11 protein-coding genes are annotated in these 16612 nt (G+C 44.0%); 3 read left to right on the top strand and 8 right to left on the bottom strand.

Annotated elements, in window-relative coordinates; translation table 11 throughout:
• Positions 1–4 precede the first annotated feature (4 nt).
• The 3 genes from QUA83_RS02230 (at position 5) to QUA83_RS02220 (ending at position 3177) form a co-directional block, all read left to right on the top strand.
• Complete coding sequence (locus QUA83_RS02230) at positions 5–682, top strand: TIGR02117 family protein (RefSeq protein WP_333291165.1); 678 nt, start codon at positions 5–7, stop codon at positions 680–682.
• Between the two features lie 136 nt (positions 683–818).
• The gene (gene hisA / locus QUA83_RS02225) at positions 819–1592 is read left to right on the top strand and encodes a 1-(5-phosphoribosyl)-5-[(5-phosphoribosylamino)methylideneamino]imidazole-4-carboxamide isomerase (protein ID WP_333291163.1); all 774 of its coding nucleotides are present in this window, start codon (positions 819–821) and stop codon (positions 1590–1592) included.
• A gap of 175 nt (positions 1593–1767) precedes the next feature.
• The gene (locus QUA83_RS02220) at positions 1768–3177 is read left to right on the top strand and encodes a cation:proton antiporter (protein ID WP_333291162.1); all 1410 of its coding nucleotides are present in this window, start codon (positions 1768–1770) and stop codon (positions 3175–3177) included.
• Positions 3178–3409: 232 nt separating this feature from the next.
• Here the strand turns inward: QUA83_RS02220 and QUA83_RS02215 are convergent, their stop codons facing one another.
• From QUA83_RS02215 to QUA83_RS02180, 8 genes are all read right to left on the bottom strand, one after another.
• Positions 3410–4414, bottom strand: coding sequence for an ADP-ribosylglycohydrolase family protein (locus QUA83_RS02215; protein ID WP_333291160.1), 1005 nt, complete (start codon positions 4412–4414; stop codon positions 3410–3412).
• A complete protein-coding gene (locus QUA83_RS02210; protein WP_333291158.1) occupies positions 4386–7088 on the bottom strand; it encodes a PAS domain S-box protein in 2703 nt (900 codons plus the stop codon). The genes QUA83_RS02215 and QUA83_RS02210 overlap by 29 nt, the downstream gene beginning before the upstream one ends.
• Positions 7063–7455: a circadian clock KaiB family protein gene (locus QUA83_RS02205; protein ID WP_333291157.1), complete on the bottom strand. Its 393-nt coding sequence runs from the start codon at positions 7453–7455 to the stop codon at positions 7063–7065. Before QUA83_RS02205 ends, QUA83_RS02210 begins: the two co-directional genes overlap by 26 nt.
• A gap of 21 nt (positions 7456–7476) precedes the next feature.
• On the bottom strand, positions 7477–7815 hold the full coding sequence (locus tag QUA83_RS02200) for a circadian clock KaiB family protein (protein ID WP_333291155.1): 339 nt from the start codon (positions 7813–7815) through the stop codon (positions 7477–7479).
• A 24-nt stretch (positions 7816–7839) separates the two neighbouring features.
• Positions 7840–9537, bottom strand: a complete 1698-nt coding sequence (gene kaiC, locus QUA83_RS02195; protein WP_333291153.1) for a circadian clock protein KaiC — start codon at positions 9535–9537, stop codon at positions 7840–7842.
• A gap of 217 nt (positions 9538–9754) precedes the next feature.
• Entirely contained in the window at positions 9755–12586 is a 2832-nt protein-coding gene (locus QUA83_RS02190; protein WP_333291152.1) for a PAS domain S-box protein, read from the bottom strand.
• A 42-nt stretch (positions 12587–12628) separates the two neighbouring features.
• Positions 12629–13633 (bottom strand): BMP family protein, encoded by a 1005-nt coding sequence (locus QUA83_RS02185; RefSeq protein ID WP_333291150.1) that lies wholly within the window; start codon positions 13631–13633, stop codon positions 12629–12631.
• Positions 13634–13837: 204 nt separating this feature from the next.
• Positions 13838–16012 (bottom strand): glutamine synthetase III, encoded by a 2175-nt coding sequence (locus tag QUA83_RS02180; protein ID WP_333291148.1) that lies wholly within the window; start codon positions 16010–16012, stop codon positions 13838–13840.
• Between the last annotated feature and the right edge of the window lie 600 nt (positions 16013–16612).

The following is a 16612-nucleotide window of genomic DNA, read 5'->3' as shown; positions in this document are numbered from 1 at the left end:
TAAAATGAGAAAAATCATACAGCGCTTAGGAATTGTCATCTTATCTTTAAGCGCTTTCTTAACAATTGGCTATCTCACTCCCAGAAAGTGGGGAGATTACTCACAAGCAGATTGCACAATCTCTCTATACATTTCCAACCAAGGCATCCACACCGAAATCATTGTTCCAGTTAAAAATGAATATTTTGACTGGAATCAATTTTTACCGCTAACACAAATAGGGCGGGATGCCACTTCTGATTATAAATATTTGTCTTTTGGCTGGGGAGATCGAGCTTTTATGTTGGAAACTCCCACATCAGGAAGTATCAACCCAGTTACAGCTTTCAAGGCGCTATTTCTCCCTACTCCGTCTACCTTACACGTTGCAAGTTATCGGGTTATCCCCCAAAATATAGAAACCAAATGTGTTAAGATTAGCGGTGAAAATTATCTGAAGATAGTAGATTTTATTAAAAATTCATTTCAATTAGACGCAGCAGGTAAGAAAATAAAAATTAGCTACGGCTACGACAACAGCGATAGTTTTTATGAAGCAAAAGGCAGTTACTATGTTTTGAGAACCTGCAACGACTGGACGGCAGAAGCTTTGCAAAAAGCTGATATCAATACTCCTTTATGGTCTACGCTTTCTTCGGCGGTGATATTTCATCTTAATAGCGGTTGCGAATGTCACAAATAAATGGTAGTAGGCAATCGTAATACTCTCTTTACTTTAGGTTATAAAATTTATAATGAATGATTATGTATGGGGAGCTTGGCTAAAGTTGCATTCTTTTTTTTAACTGGTATAATTATTACCAATTTAATCAAAAATCATGAATGTAATTCCAGCGATCGACTTATTGGATGGAAAATGCGTCAGATTGTATCAGGGAGACTACGCGAAGTCTCAAACTTTTAACGACAACCCCGTCGAAGTCGCGAGACAGTGGGTAAATGAAGGCGCGACAATGCTGCATTTAGTAGACCTCGACGGCGCTAAAGCCGGTCATCCAGTCAACCAAGCAGCCATTGAAGCGATCGTCCGATCAGTAGACGTTCCCTGTCAAGTAGGTGGCGGAATGCGCGATCGCGCTTCTGTTGCTGCTATCCTCAATTTAGGCGTTCGGCGCGTCATTCTCGGCACTGTCGCCGTTGAACAACCGCAATTAGTCGGTGAATTGTGCGCCGAATTTCCCGGTCGAATTCTGGTTGGCATCGATGCCAGAAATGGTAAAGTTGCTACTAGAGGCTGGCTAGAAACTTCCGAAGTTTTAGCAACAGAATTGGCGCAAAAAATGGCCGAGTTAGGGGCGGCTGAAATTATTTACACCGACATTCACCGCGACGGTACTATGGAAGGGCCTTCTTTGGAATCTTTGCGCGAAATTGCTAACGCTATTTCGATTCCGGTGATTGCTTCCGGTGGCGTTAGTTCGATCGCCGATTTGTTGAGTTTGCTGGCTTTGGAACCAATTGGTGTCAAAAGTGCGATCGTCGGTAGGGCAATTTATACCGGCGATATCTTGCTAAAAGAAGCAATTCAAGCAGTCGGACAAGGGCGGTGGCAGGATGTACCGCCAGATTTGGGTTCTTCAAGCTTTGCTTGATAGTCATGTCGAGTTAACTGGCTACCCAATATGTAACAGTTATCAATTTTACGACTCACAGTCAACAGTCATTAGTCATCAGTCAACAGTCATCAGTCAACAGTCAACAGTCAACAGTCAACAGTCAACACTCAACAGTCACCGTAGAATCGTCTTTCTTACTATCATCGTAACCATGTTTTTGAACCATACAATTACAGCTTTAAGTTCTGGGATGGCATCCCTAGTTGCCCCCATACCTTTGTTAGCAACAGTCGAGGCAGAAAATTCGCCGATCGTCCTCAGCGGAGTTTTGCTCAGTTTGGTAGTGATTTATCTCGCCAGTAAATTAGGCGCGGAAGTGGCTAGAAACTTCGATTTTCCGCCGGTTTTGGGTGAACTTGTAGCAGGGGTAATTGTTGGCGTATCTGCTTTACACCTGGTCATTTTTCCCGAAGCAGGGCTGTCAGCCTCAGACTCAGGGATTATGACTGTTCTGCAATCGATTAATCATCTGTCTCCTGCCGCCCTCACCAGTGTGTTTGAATCGCAGAGTGAAGTCATTTCAGTGCTAGCTGAATTAGGCGTAATTATTCTGCTGTTTGAAATAGGTTTGGAATCGGATATCAGACAACTAAAAGAAGTGGGGGTTCAAGCCGTCGTTGTCGCTTGTGTGGGCGTGGCAGTTCCCTTTGCTGCCGGTACTGCGGGCTTGATGATAATTTTCCACACGGCGGCGATTCCGGCGATTTTTGCGGGGGCTGCTTTGACGGCAACCAGCATCGGAATTACCTCCAAAGTTTTGTCGGAATTAGGACAACTCAAATCTAAAGAAGGTCAAATCATTGTCGGTGCGGCGGTGATTGATGATGTGCTGGGAATTATTGTCCTGGCTGTTGTCGCCAGTTTAGCGAAAACCGGTGAAATAGATGTTGTTAATGTCATCTATTTGATTGTCAGTGCAACTGCGTTTCTGTTGGGTTCTATTCTGTTGGGCGGCATTTTCAACAAAAGCTTCACTGCGGCGGTGGAGAAACTCAAAACTCGCGGCAATATAGTCATCCCGGCATTTGTCTTTGCTTTCTTCATGGCTTTTCTGGGCAATGCAATTCATCTCGAAGCGATTTTGGGTGCGTTTGCGGCTGGTTTGGTGTTGGATGAAAGCGATGCCCGCAACGAGTTGGATGAATTGGTGAAACCCATCGCCGATTTATTTGTACCCATCTTTTTTGTAACCGTGGGGGCTCGGGCGGATGTGGGGGTTTTGAACCCAACAGTGCCGGATAATCGGGCTGGTCTTTTGATTGCCGTATTTTTGATTGTGGTTGCGATTTTCGGCAAGCTGGTGACTGGTTGGGTGGTGTTTGGTCTGCCGGGAATCAATCGATTGGCGATCGGAGTGGGGATGATTCCTCGGGGCGAAGTCGGGTTAGTGTTTGCCGGCATCGGTTCGGCGAGTGGGATTTTGGATAAACCCTTAGAAGTCTCGATTATTATCATGGTGATTCTGACGACATTTTTAGCGCCGCCTTTTCTGCGGGTTGCCTTTGGCGATACGGTAGAGCCTCCTGCTAGCGGGGAACCTTCTAGCGAGCAAATCGTTTGATTGAGGGAATTTGACTCTAGGGCGATCGACTGATGGACAAACACAAATGTCGATCGTCCACATTTATTTAGCCGTAATCATCAGCCATAAGGATCGTCAATTAAATAATTTCCCTTTTTTCTTGTGGGATGGGCGTCCCGCCCGTCTATCGGGGACGGGCGGGACGCCCATCCCACAACAGTCATGAAAAGTGGATTTTATTTAATTCTCAGCCCTAAGTTTTGATAAGCGGCTACAACTTGACTTTCAAGTGATAACAATTGTCAGCGAGTGGAATGAGTTCGCCCAGACCCCACCTACCCCGATCGTTCAAAAATTCCGCTAGTTGACGCGGGATGGCTTCTAGGCCCAGAAATGCCCCGCTGATGGCACAAGCCATTGCTGCGGTGGTATCCACATCGCCACCGACGGCGATGCTAGTGCAAAGAGTTTCCCAGTAATCTTGAGGCGATCGCAAAAACGCATATAAACTCCACAAGACGCTACCGACTACAAAGGGCGAAATTCCTTGCCAAGAGTGCTCGTAGTTTAACGGTAGTCCAGCTCTAGAAATCAACTCTACGGCTGATTCTGGGGGCAATTTGACCCATTCAATCAAATCTTTCAGCAACGCGGCAAAGGAAGAATCAACTTCTCCTACCCAGTCGCTCAGTTGACCGAGAAATGGCTCAGTTTCAATAGTTGCAGATTGAAGGGCGATCGCCACAGCCCCCGCGATCGCCACAGCACCGGCAGAACACCGCGAATCTTGATGGGTGATGCGCCCTTGATCGCAAGCAGCTTGTACAAGCTGGGACGGGCGATCGTAGAATATTAAGCCTATCGGTCCCGCCCTCATAGCACTGCCATTACCAGCATTGGGAGCAGGAGTACCAGCTTCTTGCCAAGCAACGCCCCGAATCAGGCGGTTTGCAGCTTCTTCTGTCGATCGACCGCGCCCGACAATGCGCTCTTGAGCGAAAATGTCAGCAATACGGGTGGCGTAGTCGCTGGGGTCGAATTCGCCACAAGCGAGGTAGCTTTGGAGGAGTTCGCGGGCGAGTTGGGAGTCGTCGGTGTATTGACCAAAAGGAAAGCCGAAGCGATCGCGATCTTTGATTTTTTTGAGTCTAACTTCGTAGTTGACAAAGTTTTGGCAAACTTCGGGAGGATAGCCTTCTACTCTACAGCCTATAGCGTCGCCGAGACACTGACCGATCAGACAACCTCTAAATTGTTCGAGACGCGGTACTGTCATATAAATCAGTTAATTCCATAATGATATCCGTTTTAAAACTCAGCGTTAAATCTTTGAGAGCATTGGCGATCGCCACTTGAGAAGTTGGTATTTGTTCAATTAATTGCAGCAGGAGATCCCCATCACAATAGTACGCCGCATCATACATTTGCTGTAACCATTCGGGGGGCATCATTGCTAAAGCATCTCTCGACAATTCAACCCTCGGCAGTGAAGACTCTTGAGAGGTAAGGGGCGGGATGCAATTTGCTTTATTCTCGTCTCGCGGCAATATCTCCGCTAAAATTTGTAATAACTGTGCGAGCGTGTAAGGTTTTAACAAAAATGTTTTGACATTAGCCTCTAATGCCAGCTTTCTGTTAGCAAGGAGTCCGCTAGTCCCAATGATTTTAACCCCAGGATTAATTTTTTGCAACGCGCGCATTGCGGAAACACCATCTAGGTTCGGCATCATCATATCCATTAAAACCACACTAATTTCCTGTTGATTTTCCCTATAGACAGCGATGGCTTCAAGCCCATCACTAGCGAGTATTGTTCTGTAGTTATAGTTTTCTAGAGAAGTCTGTGTGATTTCTCGAATAGAGGCTTCATCATCAACAATTAAAATCAACTCACCCTTACCTCTAGGCATTGCTTTTTCTACGGTTTTGAGGCTCACTTCTCCCTCTATAGCTGGTAAAAAAACCTGAAATTCCGTACCCTTACCCAACTCGCTATAAACCTTAACAAAACCGCCATGATTTTTGACAATACCCATTACAGTTGATAATCCTAGCCCTGTTCCTTTGCCAACTTCCTTGGTAGTGAAAAAGGGGTCAAAAATTCGGTTTAACAATTCTGGCGGAATACCCATTCCTGTATCAGCAACCGTCACAGCCACATAACAGCCTGCTTTTGCTTCCAAATTCATCAGGGCATCTTCTTCATCCAATGGGCGATTTTCGGCAGAGATGGTCAAACTTCCTCCTGATGACATGGCATCCCTAGCGTTAATCATCAGATTCATAAATACTTGGTGTAGCTGGGTAGCATCACCCGATATTGTCCATAGTTCCATTGCCGGAACTTTAGTCGAAATAGTTATTGATTTTGGAAATGTGTGTTGAGCAATAGCAATCACTTCTAGGAGCAAATTGCCTAGTTGTAGTATTACAGAGTTACCATCCGTTGCTCGACTAAAAAGAAGAATTTGCTGGACCAACTCAGCCCCACGTTTAGCACTACCCGAAAGGAGTCTTAACAGTCTTTGTGTTGGTTCATTTATATTGGTAATTTTTAGAGGAAGCAGTTGACTAGCTCCCAAAATCGGGGTGAGAATGTTATTGAAATCATGTGCAATTCCACTTGCTAACGTTCCTAAACTCTCTAATCGCTGGGCATGGTAAAACTGTTTTTCAAGTTGTTTTTTTTCAGTAATATCACTATTAACAACGAGGATAGAGCGGGAGTGGGAAAATTGATTGTTTATCAGTGTTTTACGACTTTCTACGATTATATTTTTACCGGTTTTAGTAAGTTGATCTATTTCCCCTTGCCAACTGCCTTGCTCCGTAGTGATTTTGATCGGATCAGTTAGTTTACACGGTTGATTAAATAAGCTTTGAGTTTTCTGCCCTATAACTTCGGCTTCTGCCCAACCATATAAACGTTCAGCTCCTTTATTCCAAAATAAAATATTATCGTCTAAATCCTTTACAAAAATTGCATCACTAGCAATATCAATTAAGGCTGCTTGTTCCGCAATTGTTTTCTCTGTTTCTTTACGTTGGGTAATATCCGTAATAATTTCTATGCCCACCCAACAATCTTGTTCTTTATCCCATTCAGCAACATAGTTTGAGGCAAGCCATCGAATTGTGCGATCGCCATGCAAAAACCGATATTCGATAACACCAGAGCGCCCTGCTTGAATATTTTTGATAAATGAGGCGAGCGTTTTTTCTCGATCTTCGGACAATATATTCGCTATGATTAAAGCAGAATCTGCTTCCACTGCTTCTAAGCTATAGCCAAAAATCTGTTGAGTTCCGCCTGTCCAAGAATCAATCTCTAAAGTACCATCGGTCAAAAGACGAAAATTTTTAATAACGGCGAGTGCGCTGTTGAGAATGTGACTGAGTTTCGCAGCTTCTTTTATTTTAGATTCTGTAATATCAGTAACAATAATACTATTAACTAAAATCTCATCTATCTGCAGTTGTTTAAACGATAATTTAACAGGGACTTCCTTATTTCCCGTTGCTGTGATCAAAGATAATTCTCTAGTCAGACTTTTTTCAGTCTGAACCTGCTGCAAAAGTAGTAAAAATGCTTTTTTATCCTGGGGCGCAATAAAAGTTTCTAATTGAGAGCCGATCAGATTTGTTAAAGGACAATTTAAGAGTTCTGATAGTCGCTTATTACAGTACAAAATTAAACCTTCAGAAGATACGGTAGCCGCTCCTTCGCCCATTTGTTCCACTAAACACTGATAAACATAATCTGCCCCCTGAAGCGTAAAAACTCGCTTTCCTCGCTGCGTAGAAACAACAACAGCATCAACTTCCCCAGAACCAATCGCCTGCAACGTTTCTTCCGCTAAATTTAGGCGTTCCTGCACCTCTGCCAATTCCCGATGTAGGGTTTCGACTTCTTGGCTCATTTTTTCAATAGGGGTCAGAGAATCCTTCATTATTTTCCTCTCCACTTATATTTTTTTTAGGCACAAGATTAAGACCAATTAAGACTTTTTCTGTATTCGATAAATTGCCAATCATTTTTTGTAAGGGCAGAGGTAACTTTTTTATCAAGGTGGGAACAGCCACAATGTTCTCCGCAATAACAGCTTCTGTCTGTTGATAAATATCAATAACTTCTAACTCATAACGCCCTTGGAGATGTTCCTCACAAATCTTTTTGATATTTTGCAAAGCCGTCACCGATTGAATCGTTGTACCTGAAATATAAAGACGTAGGGTATAATGCTCTTCCTTTGATTGGGACAGAGACTGTTCAAAAAGTTCTGTGATTGTTTCTTTAACATCTTCGGAGTCAATCATTGTTAGTTCCTCTATCTTGAGTTATTGTTCATCGACTAGACGAAGAATTTGCAGTCCTACCAGAACTTTTTCAGTATTTGATAAATCACCAATAATCTTTTTAATCGGTTCTGGCAATTTTCTAACGAGAGTCGGTAGAGCAACGATGCTATCTTCTATGGCTAGCTGCGGTTGTTGACTTAAGTCAATAATTTCAATGGTATATTGACCGTGAAGATATTCCTCACATATCTTCTTCAAATTGGCAAAAGCAACCAGAGATTTAGGTGTATGTCCCGCCACATATAACCGCATTTGCCAAAGCTGTGACTCTTTTGTGTTAGTGGGCTGTGAGAAATTATCTGTTAAATTATCTGTCATGTTTTTTATCCTTAGAGACAGGTTTTAGGGATTAAGATGACGTAATCTTCCCATAAAGGTTCGATGCTCCAGCACCGCTTTTTCTTCCTCTTGTTGTTCTTCAAGCAGCAAATCCAACTCCGCATCTCGATTGAGCAATTGCATTTGTAGAGCATTTATCTGAGCTTGTACGATTTTTTTCTCTTGTTCATACTCCCGTTTTTTTTGTTCAAAATTATGTCGGCGTTTTTTAGCGGCAGATTCTTCTTTTATTTCTTGATTGAGTCTTTCCGTTCCTGTTAATACCTTGCCATCTCCCAAGTAAACCTCGACTAATTTTACACCTTGATTAGTTACGATAAATTCCCGTACTTGATTAGAGTGCATCATACCACGAGATTTGAGGGCATAGATAATGCGATTGCGCTCCCCATTGACCTTGATCGTTTGGAGTTCTAACCAAGTATCCATCAGAGAGGAAACACCCACTTCTGTCTGTTCGTGGTCATGGTCAGCATCACCAGCCGTTAAGTTGGTCATAAAAACGGTTATTTGCTTACTCTTTAAATAGTCAATTAAACGCATGAAAAAGTTTTTTGTTTGGATTAAACTCCCACTCAATACGAGATTACTCATCGGATCAATGATGATTGTCCTTGGTTGAAATTCTTGTACCCAGCGATGAATTTTAAACAAACGCATTTCTAAATTGTAATTTGTGGGACGTACCGCATCAAATTGGAGTAATCCCTGCTCCACATAAGAAGCTAAGTTAAGACCAATCGAGCTTAAATTGCGGATAATTTGTTGGGGCGATTCTTCCGTGGCGAGATATAAACACCGTTCGCCCCTCACACAGCTTGCGTGGGCAAAATAATTTGCAAGAGTCGTTTTGCCCGTTCCAGCTCTGCCTGTGACGAGAATACTGCTACCCCGATAGTAGCCTTGACCACCAAACATTTCATCAAGTTCGGCGATGCCCGTTGAAACTCGCTCATTAGAAACCACATGGTCTAATTTTAAGGAAGTAACGGGTAAGACCGAAATGCCACTTTCTTCAATTAAAAAAGGATATTCATTATTACTATGACGAGAGCCGCGATACTTGACAACTTGAAGGGTTCTTGTGGCGATGTCTTCAAAGGTTTTTTGATCTAATTTGATCACACAATCCGAAACGTATTCTTCTAAACCTTGACGGGTTAAGGTGTGATCTCCTCGCTCCCCTGTGATCACGGCTGTCACACCTTGGTCTTTTAACCAATGAAATAAACGGCGTATTTCTGCTCGGACAATGTTGGCATTGGCTAAACCAGCAAACAAGACTTCAATCGTGTCTAAAAGTACACGTTTAGCACCAATTTTTTTGATCGCATACCCTAAACGAAGAAATAGGGCTTCTAGGTCATATTCTCCTGTTTCCTCAATTTCGCTGGGTTCAATATAAACATGATCTATTAATATTTTACCTTCAGCAATTAACTGATTTAAATCCCACCCTAAAGAGGCGACGTTTTTGGTAATTTCTGACGCAGTTTCTTCAAAGGTGACTAAAACGCCTGGTTCTCCGTACCGCGTTGATCCGCGTACGAGAAACTCCACACCAAATAAGGTTTTGCCGCAACCAGCAGAACCACAGATTAAAGTTGGTCTGCCTTGGGGCAACCCTCCATCGGTGATTTCATCGAGTCCCTGAATTCCCGTTGGGCATTTGGATAATTGTAAATCTTTAATTTTCTCCATAAAATATTAAAATTTCCTTTTTGATAGGAGTTACATAAGCGCACAACTATCCTACCTGTGACACTCTAGGAATCTGTGCTATTGTCTTGATTACCTGTATATGATTAACAATAGCACTTTTTCTCACTTGAGTATCCATAGCTTTTCGTTTCTTAATAGAATCGTAAGCAGGTGGCGGATTACATCGCGGCAATTGAGAGAAGGAATGCGATCGCAGTTATTTACCCACGAGTGCTACAGCACCGCTTTGCAAAACAGGAATTTCTATTCGGAACTCTGCTCCTTGATGGGGTTGAGAGAAACACTGGAGTAAGCCACCATGCTTATCAACTACTATTTGATAGCTGATGGATAGTCCTAATCCAGTTCCTTTACCAATTGGTTGGGTGGTGAAGAAGGGATTGAACACCTGTTGTCTAACAGTTTCCGTCATCCCTGGCCCATTGTCTTGAACTTGAATCACCACGTTTTTAGAACAATTGGGCCCAGTTTCGTTTGTGACTAGCTTAGTCCGAATAGTGATGCGACTGGGATTTGTTTGGATGTCTTTTCGAGAACGCTGATTGTCGTAGTTTTCTAAAGCATCAATCGCATTTGCCAGAAGATTCATAAAGACCTGGTTCAACTGTCCGGCATAGCACTCTACTAGCGGTAAGTCCCCGTACTCTTTAACAATTTCAATAGCAGGATGATCCGGTTTCGCCTTCAGTCGATTTTGCAAAATCATCAATGTGCTGTCAATTCCCTCGTGGATATCAACTGGCTTCATTTCTGCCTCATCCAGCCGCGAGAAGTTTCGTAGCGACAGGACAATTTCACGAATGCGATCGGCTCCTACCTTCATTGAAGTCAGGATTTTGGGTAAATCTTCACTAATGAAGTCCAGCTCGAACTCTTCAATTTTTTCCTGAATTTCGGTATTAGTTGGATAGGTTTGCTGGTAAAGCTGAATCAACTTTAGTAAATTTTGCGTGTAGTCCGCAGTATGGCTCAGGTTGCCATAGATAAAGTTGACTGGATTATTAATTTCGTGAGCAACACCCGCAACCAGTTGCCCCAAACCTGACATTTTCTCTGCCTGAATAAGCTGTGCCTGAGTTTGCTGTAAGGTTTTGAGTGCAACCTCAGCTTCCTCTTTTGCTTGCCTTAATGCAGCTTCGGCTTGCTTGCGCTCAGTAATATCCAGTGCCAAGGATGCCACTCCAAGAATCTTTCCACCATCCCCTACTAAAGGCGTATTGAACCATTCGCAAATAATGATTTTGCCGTTTTTTGTAAAATTTTCATTGACGCTGTAGATTCCTTGGCTCTGCATCAACAACTCGTTCATAATTTGATCGACGACCTTTCGGGCAGATGCAGGCACAATTAATTCTGCGGGATGGTGTCCGATCGCCTCTGTAGCCGTGTAACCAAAAATCTGCTCGGCTGCTGGATTCCAGGCAGTGACTTGAAAGTTTAAATCCCATTCCACCACTGCCAGTGCACTTTGGCGGAATAGAAAAGATAGCCGCTGTTCCGACGTTCTGAGTTCTTCTTCTGCCTGTTTCCGTTGAGTAATGTCAATCCCTGTTTTGATGATGTACTCAATTTCACCTTGATCATCGACTAAAGCAGTATCTGACCAAGCAATCAGTCTGAGTTGTTGATCTTTGCTCATCCAACTGCCTTCATACTGCAGGGGAAAATTACCAGATTGTAAAGACTCAAAAGTAGTTTTGGCTTGTCTAGCTAAGTCTGAGTTCGGGAACAAGTCCCAAATGTAGCGCCCTTTCACTTCACTAAACGAGTAATGAGTCATTTGTTCGCAAGCTCGGTTAAAGCGAACGATTTGTCCCTGCGGGTCGAGCACAACTACCAGGGCACCTGCAATTTCAAGAATTGCTGAAACAAAATTGCGTTCCACTTCAACAGCTTTAATCAGTTCCTCTAACTGGGTTGCCATATTGTTAAAGGCGATCGCCAATGTCCCCAATTCGTTTTGGCTGTGGATGTTGACCCGTGTATCTAATTGCCCCGCACTGATTTCAGTAGCTGCCGTGGTTAAGCGCTGTAGCGGCACCACAATTTGCCGAATAAATAGATACCCAATGCCAACAGCGACGATCGTCACCAGCGTCAATGAGCCTCCCATAATTGAGAGCATTTGGTAAACGGGAGCATACGCCTCAGCCGTTGGCAGTTCTACAACCACATTCCAATTCACGCTCCGAACTAAGGCACTGGCTCCCAATACTTCTACCTGCTTTAGACCCTCATAAACGTTAAGGCGCTTAATATCTTCTGATGCTTTCAAAAATTGAAAAAAGGGACGCTTAGAAATATCTTGAAGTTGAAATGTTTCTGGCTTACTACCCTTTTGAGCAATGAGAAAATTACGCTCATCAACTACATAGACATAACCCGTATTGCCAACCTCCGTTTGGGAAACAATAAACCAGAGAAAGTGGAGATTTATCTCTGCTAATAGCACCCCATCCACCTCATCTCGCTCATTCCGAATCGGAACCGCCATAATGGTTGTTAGTTGCTTGGTTCGAGGATTAATTTCTACAGGACTGACATAATCTTCCTGTTGTTTGAAGGCACGAATAAACAGTGGCGAATTGGCTGGATTTTCTAATTTAAGCGGTTTATAGGGTGAGACTGATACAACAACTTGTCCCTTCCTGTTCAAAATGGCAACGGCTTCATAAGCATCATTATGACGAATCAACCCTTCCAACAGGCTCTGCTGCGCTTGAGGTTGAAAGTTGGTGAGTCCTTTGACCCTAGCTAAATAGCTCAGTTTTCGTTTCAAGTCATCTAGATAATTATCAATCTGCCCTCCTGCTGTCTGGCTACGCTCTTCTTGGAGCGATCGCGATTGCTGGATCTGCGCCTGAAAGCTGAGGTAGATCAGCAAGCCACCTGTGGGCAGTAAGCTCAGGAGAACCAAAAATATTAAACCATATCGGAGCTGATTTGCAATAGAAAAGAAGCGTTGCCAAGGATGAGAACGAGAGCTTCTGGCGATCAGCAGAACGCGATCGTTGCGTTGATTTTGCATCGGACTTAAGGATCAATATTGGTAAATCAATTAATGCGCGCACTAAGGAGACACATCAATTTGGCCAGTCGTCACAGCTTCTCGGATGGTCTTGAAAGTGTCCTCTTCCTGAGACGTGAGACTACCACGGAAAGGGGCAAAGTCGTAGATCTTTTCCTTGAGCCCAAACTTGTAAAGTTTTCCTTCCCAGCGACCTTGCTGAGTTAACACTGCCACATTTAGCACCAGATTGGGAATGTCCTGCAGAACGCTAGTGAGGACTTTGCCAGGAGCCACTTCATACTGATCCTTTGTCCTACCAATCACAAAGACTCCTGGCTTTTGCGAAACGGCTGTTAGTGCTGCTAAGCCTGCCTCACCGGCGTTGAAAGTCAAAACATCTACTCCAGAGGCAACCATATCCGTTGCAATTTTGATGGCTTTTTCCGTATCAACCCAAGAATCGAGAAAAGCCGTCGAGGCTTGAACAGAGGGATTCGTTGCCTTGACTCCCCGCCTAAACAAGGCTTCTTCTTCTTTGTAAACCGGATAAGGTTCACCCACAATATAGCCAACTTTATTGCTTTTGGTCTTCATGGCAGCCAAAGCGCCTGTGAGGTATCCCACCTCACCCGATCGAAAGGCAACAGCCCCTAAATTTCTGTTATTCCCTGGATGCGTTGTAATCAGGGCAAATTTCGTTCGTGGAAATTCTTTAGCGAGCTTTTCGGCAGTTGTGGAATAGGCACCACTGGCGGCAATTATTAGGTCATAGCCGGACTGAGCATATTTGCGAATGGTAGGTTCACTATTTTCACCGTCAATACTGTCAGTAATTTCTACCTCAGCATTAAATTTATTTTTGATTAGATTCAATCCTTCAAAGCAAGCTTGATCCCAACTTTGGTTGTCTTTGGCGCCTGTGGTGAGCATTGCCACTCTAAAGCTGCTAGAGGTGCTGGCTTCAGGGGCAGAGTCTACGTTGGGAGTCGATCGACTGCAACTAATCGCAAAAACCAGAGCTAGAGCCGCCAGAGTCATTTGTTTGAAAAGAGATTGAATTCGCATAATAGCTTTTCGCAGCAAGATTTCTTTTTATACCCCGATAAAATTTGTTGAACCGTATCTCAACAATCTTCACAACTCTTACTGTAGCTGGGATTTAATGACTCTGGCCGATTCAGCGTACCACTCATTTAAGCTCAAAAACAAGTAAGGACACGGCAGTGCCGTGTCCTTACAAATCTAACCTGCAATTAACCAAATTCGCGATTACTTAACAAACAGCATTTCTTGATAAGTAGGCAGAGGCCACAAATCATCAGCCACTTCACCTTCCAGAGCATCCGCATACTGGCGAACCTCATCCATCAAAGGACGAATTGTTTGCGAAGCATATTGCATATGGTCTTCTGTCGAAGCAAAATCGTGCTTGCTCAAAGCCGCACTCAATTTGCTCGTAGTATCCATCATGGACTTAACTAGCACCGCTACTTTTTCGGCACTTTCCTTTTCCATTTCAATTCCAATCTCTTTCAATTTAGAAATCGTGCTGGAAAGTTCAGCTAAATACCTCAACGCTGCGGGGTAAACAATGGTTTTTGCCATGCTTATTACCAGTTTTGCTTCGACTTCAATTGCCAGTAAATACTGCTCAGCATAAACATCGTAACGGCTTTCCAATTCAACTGGAGTCAGAACACCTGTCTTTTCAAACAAGTCTTCAATGTATCCTTCCTTCAACACGGGTAAAGCATCTGCCGTAGTCCGCAAGTTAGCTAAACCCCGTTCCTCAACGGCCATTTTGTGCCATTCTTCGGAATAGCCATCGCCACCAAATACAACCGCACCGTGCTCGTCCATCACTTCTTTGAGAATAGTTTGGATGGCAGCATTCAGTTCAGTTCCCTTAGCCAAATCGCTTTCTAATTTGTTAGCAATCCAGTCCAAAGAATCTGCAAGAATTGTATTCATCGCCACCAACGGCCCGGAAACAGACTGACCGGAACCTACGGCCCGGAATTCAAACCGGTTTCCAGTAAAAGCAAAGGGCGAAGTCCGGTTTCTGTCTCCAGCATCCTTCATGAAAGTAGGCAATGTTTCTACACCTAAGTTCATAATTCCCCGACCTTTAGAGTCCTTAACTTCTCCCCGGCTAATTTGCCCGAAGATATCTTCTAATTGCGAACCCAAATAGACAGAGATAATTGCTGGTGGAGCCTCATTTGCACCCAATCGGTGGTCGTTGCTGGCAGTAGCAACTACCGCGCGCAATAGTGGGCCGTATTTGTGAACTCCGCGAATCACAGCGCCGCAGAAAACTAGAAATTGTATGTTCGAGTGCGGTGTATCGCCTGGGTCTAATAAGTTTCCTTGGGTGGCATTGCCTACCGACCAGTTGACGTGTTTGCCAGAACCGTTAATGCCGGCGAAAGGCTTCTCGTGCAGCAAACACATAAAACCGTGTTTCTTCGCAGTGTTGCGAAGAATTGTCATGGTTAATTGTTGGTGGTCGCTGGCGACGTTTGCAGCTTCAAAAACTGGTGCAATTTCAAACTGACCGGGAGCTACTTCGTTGTGGCGGGTTTTGGCAGGAATTCCCAGACGGTACATTCTTTCTTCTACTTCCTGCATGAAGACTTGAACGCGCTCTGGTATCGCTCCAAAATAGTGGTCGTCAAATTGCTGACCTTTCGCAGGAGCTTTGCCGAAAAGGGTGCGACCTGCTAGCAGTAAATCGGGGCGGTTGTTGGTGAAATTGGAATCTACCAGGAAGTATTCTTGTTCGGAACCGCAACTGGAATTTACCGGAGCAACTTCGGTATTGCCTAATAGCTTTAACACTCGAGTTGCTGCTTTGTTCATGGCGGCAATGGAACGCAAAAGCGGCGTTTTCTTGTCTAAGGCTTCACCTGTCCAGGAGATGAAAACAGTGGGAATGCACAATGTCATGCCGTTGTCTGTTTCCATGACATAAGCAGGGCTGGTGACATCCCAGGCTGTATATCCGCGAGCGGCGGCGGTGGAACGGATGCCGCCGTTGGGGAATGAGGAGCCATCGGGTTCGCCTTGGACTAGAACTTTGCCTGCAAATTCTGAGATGACGGAACCGTCGCCTTGCACTGAGATGAAACCGTCGTGTTTTTCGGCGGTGCCGTTGGTTAGCGGGTAGAATACGTGGGCATAGTAGAGGGCGCCTTTGGAAATAGCCCAATCTTTCATTGCTACTGCAACTACATCAGCTACAGAAGCATCAAGTTTTTGGCCGGTTTGAACGGTGTTTTTTACTGATTTGAAAATGCTTTTGGGCAGACTTTCTTGCATTTTGCTCAGAGTAAAAACGTCTGTTGCCCACATATCTTCTAGCCGCTTGGGAGGCCGACCAGGCATCAGTTTGCGGTTGACGATTTGAGAAATTGCTTGAACGCGCGATTCGTTTCCACTCATGGTTATTTTTATTGGTATTGCGGGACGAGTAGTTGAGAAAAAATAGATGTTAGCAAAAGTCTAACGATTGAAGAATATCCTGGATTTACCCAAGATTTTTTGTCAAAGCTAACTTTTGGGAGAAGGCCTTTTTTGGCAGGCTCGAAAATATTGGAGGAGCGAGGCGCCATGACTTCGCCGTCCATCGGGTGTGACAATCCAGTGTGAGATGCGGTTGGATTGCGGTTATTACCAAGAAGATAGATGGCAAGAGCCTGTACAAACTTGAGTCAACATTATAGATGTCTGCACTGCACAAATTTAGTAATTAATCTTTACCCTGGTCTGCTCAAAAATTTTGTGCGAATCAATTCCGATGAATTCAGGTCAAAACTACTTATGGTTTTTAACGGTTCGACGATCGATAAATCGCAGTCCAGCAAACAACGCACTCGTTTAGGAGTTTTGGAGAATTATGGAGAGTACACAATCTACACTTGGAGAGTTTAAACAATCATTAACCAAATAAATGTATTGTAGGCTACAGAATTTTAGGTTTTTTTCAGAAAGGTCGATCGCACCAAGCGCACACAACCGCAGGGTTTCAGTTTAACAGGGCAT

It is taken from the genome of Microcoleus sp. K1-B1 (assembly GCF_036704705.1).
Lineage (GTDB): Bacteria > Cyanobacteriota > Cyanobacteriia > Cyanobacteriales > Microcoleaceae > Microcoleus.
Note: the sequence above shows the minus strand (reverse complement) of the source record. Positions and strands in the feature narration are given on the sequence as shown.

What these genes read in the sequence shown, in the direction of transcription:
- QUA83_RS02230 (WP_333291165.1), top strand. Translation starts at nt 5, where the DNA reads ATGAGAAAAATCATACAGCGCTTAGGAATTGTCATCTTATCTTTAAGC.
- kaiC (WP_333291153.1), bottom strand. Translation starts at nt 9,537, where the DNA reads ATGGAGAAAATTAAAGATTTACAATTATCCAAATGCCCAACGGGAATT.
- QUA83_RS02185 (WP_333291150.1), bottom strand. Translation starts at nt 13,633, where the DNA reads ATGCGAATTCAATCTCTTTTCAAACAAATGACTCTGGCGGCTCTAGCT.
- QUA83_RS02220 (WP_333291162.1), top strand. Translation starts at nt 1,768, where the DNA reads ATGTTTTTGAACCATACAATTACAGCTTTAAGTTCTGGGATGGCATCC.
- QUA83_RS02180 (WP_333291148.1), bottom strand. Translation starts at nt 16,012, where the DNA reads ATGAGTGGAAACGAATCGCGCGTTCAAGCAATTTCTCAAATCGTCAAC.
- QUA83_RS02205 (WP_333291157.1), bottom strand. Translation starts at nt 7,455, where the DNA reads ATGATTGACTCCGAAGATGTTAAAGAAACAATCACAGAACTTTTTGAA.
- QUA83_RS02200 (WP_333291155.1), bottom strand. Translation starts at nt 7,815, where the DNA reads ATGACAGATAATTTAACAGATAATTTCTCACAGCCCACTAACACAAAA.
- QUA83_RS02190 (WP_333291152.1), bottom strand. Translation starts at nt 12,586, where the DNA reads ATGCAAAATCAACGCAACGATCGCGTTCTGCTGATCGCCAGAAGCTCT.
- QUA83_RS02210 (WP_333291158.1), bottom strand. Translation starts at nt 7,088, where the DNA reads ATGAAGGATTCTCTGACCCCTATTGAAAAAATGAGCCAAGAAGTCGAA.
- QUA83_RS02215 (WP_333291160.1), bottom strand. Translation starts at nt 4,414, where the DNA reads ATGACAGTACCGCGTCTCGAACAATTTAGAGGTTGTCTGATCGGTCAG.
- hisA (WP_333291163.1), top strand. Translation starts at nt 819, where the DNA reads ATGAATGTAATTCCAGCGATCGACTTATTGGATGGAAAATGCGTCAGA.